Raw genomic sequence first — 9,718 nt, forward strand, 5'->3', positions numbered from 1 at the left:
TTCTAGAAACGGTGAGTAACTATGATTAAGCCCAAACCACAGCAAATAAGTCAACTATCTGGTGAGTCTGGTTTTACGATCATCGAGTCACTGGTAGCAATCATCATAGTTGCTATTTTACTGGCAGCGATCGCGCCTACCATCGTGATTGCAACAGCAACCCGCGTTCAATCAAAACGCGTAGAACTAGCCACACAAGCTGTCAGAACTTTCATCGATGGTTTAAAAATCGGAGCAGTGACACCCCCTACTACCACTATTACACCCGATGGAACATTAGCTGGTAATTTACTTACCACGAACACCACAAGTATGCCAGTTCCTACAGCAACAACATCCTTATATTGCGTGACAAAAGACGCAAATAACAACCTAACTATTACTGCCCCAAACTGTACAAGCAACCTATTTTACATTCAGGCTGCAAAAGTTATAGTAACAGGAAGTACCCCAATCAATACCACAACAGGTCAACCAATCGATGGTTACGGTTTGGGAATTCGAGTTTATCGGTCAGATATTGACTTTACTAAAACTGTCAACGCTAGCACCAGTAGTAACAATAATAGACAAAAAACTTTTACTGGGAGTTTAGGCAGTACCCAATCCCCACTAGTGGAAATGACCACTGTAATTGGTTCTAAAAACACTTCCTTCAATGCTCTATGTCAGCGTCTTGCTGTTACTAGCAGAACTAGTGATACTAACACCACTTGTAATTAGTGACTTCCAAATAAAAAAATACTCAACTACTTTTTGTGGGGTGGGCATCTTGCCATTAGTGTCAACTTAAGTTCAAACACTTATCCCACAAGCGTTTTACCCCCCTTAATCCCCCCGATGTATTGGGGGAAAACCGGAAAATCTAGTTCCCTCACCTTTATAAGGGGAGGGTTAGGGTGGGGTAACGCGGATCGTGATGGTCAGTGAATGAACTCAATATGACGTCTTGATAAGGGTTTCACCTTAAGTTGACACCAATGGCATCTTGCCCGCCTTTGGCTACAAGTAGGCAAGATACTCACACTACAACATTGGATATTTACACCATCATTCAATATATGTATTTCTATCACTAAGGGGCATACCGTAGTTATGAAGAATGTACTCAGATTTCTTCTCAGCATTCAGCTGAAACACTCTAAGTTTGTTCAGCAAGTTAATGGTTTTACCCTGATAGAACTGTTGGTAGCCTTATTGCTGGCATTCCTGGTGCTGACACCACTGCTAGGATTCATGGTTAATATTCTCAGTACAGATCAGAAAGAGCAAGCCAAAGCAAGTTCTGAACAAGAACTCCAGACAGCAGTTGATTATATTAGCAATGATTTACAACAAGCTGTCTACATATATAATCAAACTGCACTGACTACCAATTCAAATACTGTTCCAGCAAGCTCAGGAATTAAAGACCAAATACCCCCTGTTAAACCAGCTGGTGTTTGTAGTTCTACTGCTACTTGTCAACCAATTCTGGTGTTTTGGAAACGCAAGTTCCTTTCAGGTGGGATTACACTTTCCAGCAGCACTACAGGCAGCACAACAGACGACACTTTTGTTTACTCACTAGTTGCCTACTATTTAATCAAAGATAGTAGTACTAATTGGTCAAATGCGGCTCGGATTGCCAGATTTGAAATTAGCGATGGAGTTCTGGCTGCTAGTGGTACTACTACTGGTACTGCTGGGAATTGTACTGGTTATTCCAATGATACATATATTGACACTAGCCACTGCCCCGATGCAGGTTTTCAGCGTTTTAACCTGAATCTCGCAGGTGCGGTAGGTATAACTAACCAAATGAATTCATGGACAACAGCCTCGGCAGCTTACACTCAACAACCTTTAGTACTAGTTGATTATATCGATCAAACCTCTATTGGTTCAACAACTCTTACTTGCCCCACTGGAACACTTAGCTCAGGTAGTTTTATGGGCTTTTATACTTGTGTTGATGTTGCCAACACCACAGCACAGGTGTTTTTACGAGGCAATGCATTAGCTCGGTTGCAAACTAGCAATTTCGATTACTCTTCAAGTAACCAAACCTACTTTCCAACAGCAAGCGTCCGCGTTCAGGGACGTGGATATTTATATACTAAATAAACTTGATATACGCAGATCAATTAATGGTGAGACATTATGGACAACCTAACTTTAAAGTTATTCCACCCTAAGATGTGTAATAAAAACACCAAGGAACGATTTCATCCTCAACATGATGCTGGCTTTACCTTAATAGAAATGCTTGTAGTGGTGCTAATGATCGGAATTTTATCAGCGATCGCAGCTCCAGGTTGGTTTGCCTTTCTAAGTCGACAGCAGGTAAATAAGGTTAACGATGCAGTTTTAGCCGCACTGCGAGAAGCACAGAGCGAAGCTAAAAGAAATAAACTTAGCTACAGTGTCAGTTTTCAGACAGATAACACAACTAAAGATGTAGATGTCGCTATTTATCGTACCACTGCTGGAATCAGCACATGGAAACCTTTAGGGGCAGATGTGGGAGCTAATTCTAATAAATTACTGCTGGGCACAAATCTTACTAGTGCAAATACTGTCAATTCTACTTCTACTGTATCCTACCCTGCTTCAAATGCGTCAACACAGATTACTTTTGACTATATGGGAGCTTTACCAACTTTACCAGCTCCAAACTTTGGAACTGCTACAGGGTTAAAAATAGTAGTAGCTGCACCAAGCCCTACAAACTCTACATCGCCTAGTATAAAGCGATGCGTCATTGTGGAAACTCTCTTGGGAGCAATGGTAACAGCAAAAGACGCTCAATGCAATTAAGCGGTTTTGCTAGGAATCTTTATTTAAAAATACGTAATACCACTGAACATAAAACTGCACGTTGATAGCAAAATTAAAATATCATGTGCAGTTCTAATATTTGATACATTTATTTAAGAGTCGCTGATAAATTAGCCATTGGCTCAACAGATAAAAAACATTCTAATCAAAATATTATTTTCAGAAAATGACTGAAAACCTTGACTTTACTGTAGCTATCCCAACTTATAACGGTCAAAGTCGTTTGCCTGAACTATTAGAGCGACTACAAAACCAACTTCACACCGAAAATTTTTCTTGGGAAATTATAGTTGTAGACAATAACAGCACTGATAACACAGCTAAAGTTGTTCAAGCTTATCAGAAAAGTTGGCAGTGTCCTTACCCTCTAAAGTATTGCTTTGAAGCACGACAGGGAGCAGCTTATGCCCGAAAAAGGGCAGTAGCAGAAGCACAAGGTAGATTCATAGGTTTTCTAGATGATGACAACTACCCAGTATCCAATTGGGTATCCGCAGCTTATGCTTTTGGTGAAAAGTATCCCAAGGCGGGAGCTTATGGCAGCCAAATTCACCCTGATTGGGAAGTAGAACCACCAGAAAACTTTCATCGAATTGCTCCATTCTTAGCAATTACAGAACGAGGTAATTTACCACTATTGTATGAACCAACCAAAAAAATACTACCCCCCTCTGCCGGACTTGTTGTCCGTAGACAAGCTTGGTTAGAAAGTGTACCAGATAAGTCTATTTTAACTGGGAGAGTTCAAGGCAATATGCTTACCAGTGAAGACTTAGAAATGTTGTCTTACGTTCAAAAATCAGGATGGGAAATTTGGTACAACCCAGAAATGGAAATCTCTCACAAAATCCCAAAATCTCGATTACAAAAAGATTATTTAATCCCGTTTTTTAGAGGTATTGGACTTAGCCGTTATGTAACTAGGATGGTAAACGTAAAAAATATCTATAGACCATTTGCTCTTTTATCTTATATGATAAATGACCTACGTAAAATAGTTTTACATTTACTAAAATATCCAACTCAGGTGAAACAAGATTTGGTAGCTGCTTGTGAAATGGAGCTTTTTTTAAGTAGTTTAATTAGTCCTTTTTATCTCTGGAAAAATGGATATTTTAAAAAATGAGCTATGAAAATATTAGATATTATGACTGAATTAGCAATTGAAAGTTTAGATATTAGCGTAGCTATTCCTGCATATAACGGAGCAACCCGTTTACCTAGAATTTTGGATAAACTTTTAGCCCAGACAGGAGTAGAAAAACTCAACTGGGAAATTATTATTGTGGATAACAATAGTTCTGATAACACATCTGAAGTAGTTCAAAATTACAAAAAAATATATGATGGAAAGTGCCATTTAAGATATTTTTTAGAAACTGAACAGGGAGCCGCTTTTGCACGGCTGCGAGCAGTCCGTGAAGCCAGAGGTGAACTCATGGCATTTTTGGATGATGATAACTTACCTGCACCTGATTGGTTATCAGAAGCATATACATTTGGATTAGAGCATCTTCAAGCAGGTGCTTGGAGTGGTCAGATTCATGGTGATTTTGAAGTCAATCCGCCAGAAAATTTTGAAAGAATTCAAGCTTTTTTAGCTATTAGAGAACATGGCTCAAATCCACATTTATTTGATGCAGAGAATTTAAGACTTCCTCCCGGTGCGGCGCTTGTTGTCAGGAAGAAAGTATGGTGTGAGAACGTACCACAACGACCTACTTTAAGCGGGAAGTTACCTGGTATTTTGGTACAAGGTGATGACTATGAACCATTGCTTTATATACATTATGCAGGTTGGCAGATTTGGTATAACCCTACCATGCATACTTATCATCAAATACCGTATTGGCGATTGGAAAGAGATTACCTACTAACTCTGGCACGTGGTTGTGGGTTGTGTATTTTCCAACTACACTTGATAAATACTAAACATTGGCAAAAACCAATATTGTTTGTGAAAATTATCTTGGGGAATTTACGCCGAGTATTACAACATCTAATTCAGTATAGAGGGCAATTAAAAAATAATCTAATTGCAATTTTTGAGATTGAGTTTTATTTTGCTAGTATGATGAGTCCTTTTTACTACTTGAAATGTAATCTAGGCAGATTATTAAAAAATAAAATGGCCATCTAAAATGAGTAACCTAAGCAAAAATTTACCCAAAATTTCTGTAATTATACCTGCTTATAATAGTGAAAAGACTATTAAGTATACTATTGAATCTGTTTTAAATCAAACTTTTTGCGATCTAGAACTAATTGTAATTAATGATGGTTCACAAGACTCAACTTTGGACATTGTTGTACAAATTAAAGACCCCCGAATAAAAGTATTTTCCTATGCCAATGCTGGCGGAAATGTTAGCCGTAACCGAGGTCTAAACCATGCAGTTGGAGAATTTGTTAGTTTCTTAGATGCAGATGATATTTGGACACCTAGTAAACTTCAATCTCAGTTAAAAGCCCTGCAAGAAAACGTCACTGCAAAAGTTGCTTATAGTTGGACTGATTATATTAATGAAGATGGTGAATTTATCCTTTCTGGTAAACGTGTAAATGTCAATGGGAATGTTTATGAAAAGTTGTTGGTAAATAACTTTTTAGAGAATGGTTCTAATCCCTTAATTTGTAGAAAAGCTTTAATTACATTAGGTGGCTTTGACGAATCTCTAAGTGCGGCACAGGATTGGGATATGTGGCTGCGATTAGCATCTAAGTTTAATTTTATATGCGTACCGTCTGTACAAATATTATATCGCATCAGTGCTAATTCAGTTTCTTCTAATCTTATCAGGCAGGAAAAATGCTGCTTGCAAGTGCTTAAGAAAGCTTATAAGGAAAGAAATTTTGTAGCAGATAATACGCGAACAGCACTAAAGCAGAGTTGGAATTTAAGCCTAGCAAATTTATATAAATACCTGACTTGTAAAGCCTTACAAAAACCATTGAATCGCCAAAAAGGTATAGCATCAGCTATATTTCTGTGGAAGTATTTTCTTTATGACCCTTCAAGACTGGAGAATATAAATTTCACCTTAAAACTTTTACTCAAAATTGTCATCATCCTGATCCATCCAACCTTGCTAGATAGTATTACTAACCAACGTAAAGCAAGAAGTCAAGAAAGAGAAACATTGCTCAACGGCTGGGTAGTTTAAAATCGATCAAAAGACAAAAATGGATATTAGGGTGTATTTACCGTCTATAGTTAATGTAAAAAATCTTTTGAGTAAAGATTCTAGTAGTGGTTTTACCCTACTAGAATCTTTAGTAGTTATTCTATTAATTGGTATATTAGCTACTGTGGGAATACCCAGCTGGCTAACTTTTGTGAATATTCGCCGCCTCGAAACTTCCCAAAACCAAGTTTACTATGCAATGCGCCAAGCCCAAAGCCAAGCTACTAAGGACAAATTGACTAGACAAGTTAGTTTCCGCATCCAAAATGGTGTCGTGCAATGGGCAGTTCATGAAGCAGAATCAGGACAGTTCGTTTCTGATGCTGTTAGAAATAATAGCAGCATCTGGTATGAACTTGAGGCAAATATTCGCATTGATAAAGAGGAAAATAATAAAGGCAAAAAAGAGACAACTTTACGAAAGCATACTTCAGAACAAGTGTGGCGAGTTCTATTTAACTATCAAGGTTGTCCTATCTATGAAGTTGGAGATGAGTGTACTAGCACATCATTGAGAACACTTGGACAGATTACCCTATATAGCCAAAATGATGTAAAGGCTAAACGTTGCGTCTATGTTTCTACGATTTTAGGGGCAATAAAAACTGGAAACGATCATTTGAGAGCCAATGAAAATGATAAGTATTGCTATTAAACCGCGTCCATCTTGAAAACTATAGTTCTTTCCGTATGAAAAGAAAAAACCCTCATCCCCCAGCCCCTTCTCCCAAATTTGGGAGAAGGGGAGCCGGAAAGAAGTCCCTCTCCCAAGAAGAGCTACGGTGTACACACAAGTCTTAAAATTCCCCCTAGTACTTGGTTTCGTCATCTAGCAATAGGATTGTGCGATCGCTCTGTCAGCCTGGGAGCAGCTAGGAGGAACGACGAAGCAATCGCAAAAACTCACGGGATTGTGTGATTACTTCGCTCCGTTATCACTGCGCTCGTAATGACAATTTAAGGGGTCTATAACGCCTGAAACCCTTTTAGATACTACTTGTGTGTACACCGTAGCCCAAGAAGAGAGAGGGATTTAGGGTGAGGGCAAAAACTACGGTTCTCAACATAGATGAGGTTTAAGATATTTTTAGTTGATTAAAAAAGGTATTGCGTGCTGAACTTACCAGCAAGCCCAAAACGGCATTTGATTATTTTTACTCGCTATCCTGAACCAGGGAAGACAAAAACCCGACTGATACCTGCTTTGGGAAATTTTGGTGCTGTCAATCTTCAACGAAAAATGACTGAACATACAATATCTCAAGTTCAAGAATTGCAAAAAGCTATTGCCATATCTATGGAAGTGCGGTTTGCAGGTGGCAATTCGCAACTTATGCAAAACTGGCTAGGGTTGGATTTGGTTTACCAGTCTCAAGGTGAAGGGGATCTAGGTTCGCGGATGGCGCGATCGCTTTTCGATGCTTTTCAATCTGGTGCAGAAAAAGCAATTATCATCGGTACAGATTGTCCTGGAGTCAATGCCCAGATTCTAACAACAGCCTTTGAGAAGTTACAAACCTTTGACCTTGTACTAGGCCCTGCGATCGACGGTGGATATTACTTAATTGGTTTGCGCCAACCCATCCCTGAGTTATTCATTAACATTGAGTGGGGAACTGCTCAAGTATTTCAGAAAACCGTAGATATTGCCCAGAAACTTAATTTATCACATACTAACTTGTCGCCTTTAGCTGATGTTGACCGACCGGAGGATTTGCCAATTTGGGAACAAACCCTTGCAGGACAGATGGAAAATTGAGGGACATAAGGGAGATTGAGGTTCCCTATCAATCTTTTTCACCAGATGTCTAATGTAGAGACGTAGCAGTGCTACGTCTCTACAAGGTTTATGGATAACGCATATTTTATTTTTGGAGATGTCGAACTAACTGTTGAGCGCCAAAAGCTAAGATCGTCCAAAGAGGGAATCTCAAATAAAACCCAACTTTAGAGATCCAAATTAGGAGTAAGAGCGTGAATTTGGACGATTTAGCCTTACAGTTACAAAATATGCGTAAGCGCGTCGCCCTTTTGCAACGCCAGAGTGAACAGCAAAAAATACAGGAAGATATTGAACTCGTCACGGATGTATTCAAGGAACTCTACCTAGCCTTGGAAGAAATGCAAGTAGCTAATGAAGACCTACAGCGACAGAATGAAGAATTATCAAACGCTCAACAGTCTTTAATAGCACAACGTCAACGCTACCAAGAACTTTTTGAGGAAGTACCAGATGCCTATTTGGTGACCGATCCAAAAGGAGTAATTCAGGAAGCTAACTCTGCTGCAAATACTCTGTTCAATATCTCAAAGACTTTCCTATTGGGCAAACCGATAGGAATTTTTGTACTTGAGAAAGAACTGATTGCTTTTTATTTGAAACTGACTCATCTGAGCGATCGCGTTGAAGTTCCAGGCTGGAAAATGCAAGAGTGGGAAGTAACCCTGCGACCGCGTGACAAAATACCCATTATGGCTGCGGTGAAAGTGGTTGCTATCCGTAATCAACAAGGTAACTTAGTCGGTCTGCGCTGGCTATTGCGGGATATTAGCGAAAGCAAGCGCACTCAAGCCAAGCTGCAATGGGCAGAAGAGGCGATGCGACAAGCCCTTGTCAAAGAAAGGGAGCTTAGTGAACTTCAATCCCGCTTGCTCACCACTGCCTCTCATGAGTTTCGCACCCCTTTGGCTACCATCCACTCTTCTGCGGAGCTACTAGAACATTATCGCCATTTATGGGACGACAAGCGACAACAGATCCACCTGCGTCGCATTCAAACATCTGTTATGCATATAACCCAGTTGTTGAATGATGTATTGCTGCTAAGTCAGGATGAAACAGGCAGGTTAGAGTTTAATCCAACCCCCCTAAATTTAGTGGAATTTTGCCGCGATCTACTAGAAGAATTAGAACAGAGCGATCGCTCTCAACATCCGATCGCTTTTAGCAGTGAGTGTCAATGCACCCAAGCTAACCTAGATGCTAAACTACTACGGCAAATTTTAAGTAATTTATTCTCAAATTGTCTAAAATACTCACCCATTGGTAGCACCATTAAGTTTTCTGTAACTACTGCCAACGATCGAGCTATATTCCAGACTCAAGACTCTGGTATTGGCATTCCCCTTTCTGACATTGAACACATCTTTGAACCGTTCCATCGGGCCAGTAATACAGGCAATATCCCAGGAATGGGATTAGGGATGTCCGTCGTCAAGCAGACTGTAGATTTACATGGTGGCGAGATTCTTGTCGAAAGTGCGATCGGTGTGGGAACTACCTTTACAGTTATTCTACCATTCTCAACAAATTTGTAGGGTTAGCGGCTTGCACTAAAAATTTTGTTGCTCTCCAATTGGATATTCAAAAGTGAAATTCCAAATTCGGTGAGGAATAGACATCTGGTGAAATTAAATATGCGTTATGCAGAACCCTTGTAGAGACGTTGCAGTGCTACGTCTCTACATTCTTTTTCGGAGACATCTAATTAGTTGTGGCACTTAGGATTTATATCATGTCCGCCAAATTACTTACGGTATGTCATTGCGAGCGCAACGAAGTGGAGCGAACGCGAACAGCGTCTCGTAGAGAAGCAATCACTAGGACTCTGCGTTCACGAACGCGGGGGCTGGGATTGCAACTCTTGGAGACGCTGTTCGCGTTCGCTTCGCTCGCAATGACTGTAATTAATTTTGCATGGTTACTTATCAAA

The 9,718-nt window shown here is 39.8% G+C and carries 9 protein-coding genes; all 9 read left to right on the top strand.

What is annotated here, in order from left to right:
- Window positions 1-21: 21 nt before the first annotated feature.
- The 9 genes from hpsB to GTQ43_RS08010 all read left to right on the top strand — a co-directional run bounded on the left by hpsB (window position 22) and on the right by GTQ43_RS08010 (window position 9,323).
- Window positions 22-723, top strand: coding sequence for a hormogonium polysaccharide secretion pseudopilin HpsB (gene hpsB / locus GTQ43_RS07970; RefSeq protein ID WP_265272123.1), 702 nt, complete (start codon window positions 22-24; stop codon window positions 721-723).
- A gap of 372 nt (window positions 724-1,095) precedes the next feature.
- On the top strand, window positions 1,096-2,106 hold the full coding sequence (gene hpsC / locus GTQ43_RS07975; protein WP_265272124.1) for a hormogonium polysaccharide secretion pseudopilin HpsC: 1,011 nt from the start codon (window positions 1,096-1,098) through the stop codon (window positions 2,104-2,106).
- Between the two features lie 36 nt (window positions 2,107-2,142).
- Window positions 2,143-2,799 (top strand): prepilin-type N-terminal cleavage/methylation domain-containing protein, encoded by a 657-nt coding sequence (locus GTQ43_RS07980; protein WP_265272125.1) that lies wholly within the window; start codon window positions 2,143-2,145, stop codon window positions 2,797-2,799.
- A gap of 187 nt (window positions 2,800-2,986) precedes the next feature.
- A complete protein-coding gene (gene hpsE, locus GTQ43_RS07985; protein WP_265272126.1) occupies window positions 2,987-3,946 on the top strand; it encodes a hormogonium polysaccharide biosynthesis glycosyltransferase HpsE in 960 nt (319 codons plus the stop codon).
- A 3-nt stretch (window positions 3,947-3,949) separates the two neighbouring features.
- Complete coding sequence (gene hpsE, locus GTQ43_RS07990) at window positions 3,950-4,960, top strand: hormogonium polysaccharide biosynthesis glycosyltransferase HpsE (RefSeq protein ID WP_265272127.1); 1,011 nt, start codon at window positions 3,950-3,952, stop codon at window positions 4,958-4,960.
- A gap of 1 nt (window position 4,961) precedes the next feature.
- On the top strand, window positions 4,962-5,984 hold the full coding sequence (locus GTQ43_RS07995; protein WP_265272128.1) for a glycosyltransferase: 1,023 nt from the start codon (window positions 4,962-4,964) through the stop codon (window positions 5,982-5,984).
- A 19-nt stretch (window positions 5,985-6,003) separates the two neighbouring features.
- Window positions 6,004-6,660 carry a Tfp pilus assembly protein FimT/FimU gene (locus GTQ43_RS08000; RefSeq protein ID WP_265272129.1) on the top strand — a complete coding sequence of 219 codons (657 nt, stop codon included), beginning with the start codon at window positions 6,004-6,006 and terminating at the stop codon, window positions 6,658-6,660.
- Window positions 6,661-7,116: 456 nt separating this feature from the next.
- A complete protein-coding gene (locus GTQ43_RS08005) occupies window positions 7,117-7,764 on the top strand; it encodes a TIGR04282 family arsenosugar biosynthesis glycosyltransferase (protein ID WP_265272130.1) in 648 nt (215 codons plus the stop codon).
- A gap of 215 nt (window positions 7,765-7,979) precedes the next feature.
- Entirely contained in the window at window positions 7,980-9,323 is a 1,344-nt protein-coding gene (locus tag GTQ43_RS08010) for an ATP-binding protein (protein ID WP_265272131.1), read from the top strand.
- Window positions 9,324-9,718: the final 395 nt, after the last annotated feature.

Origin of the sequence: Nostoc sp. KVJ3 (assembly GCF_026127265.1) — a bacterium.
GTDB lineage: Bacteria > Cyanobacteriota > Cyanobacteriia > Cyanobacteriales > Nostocaceae > Nostoc.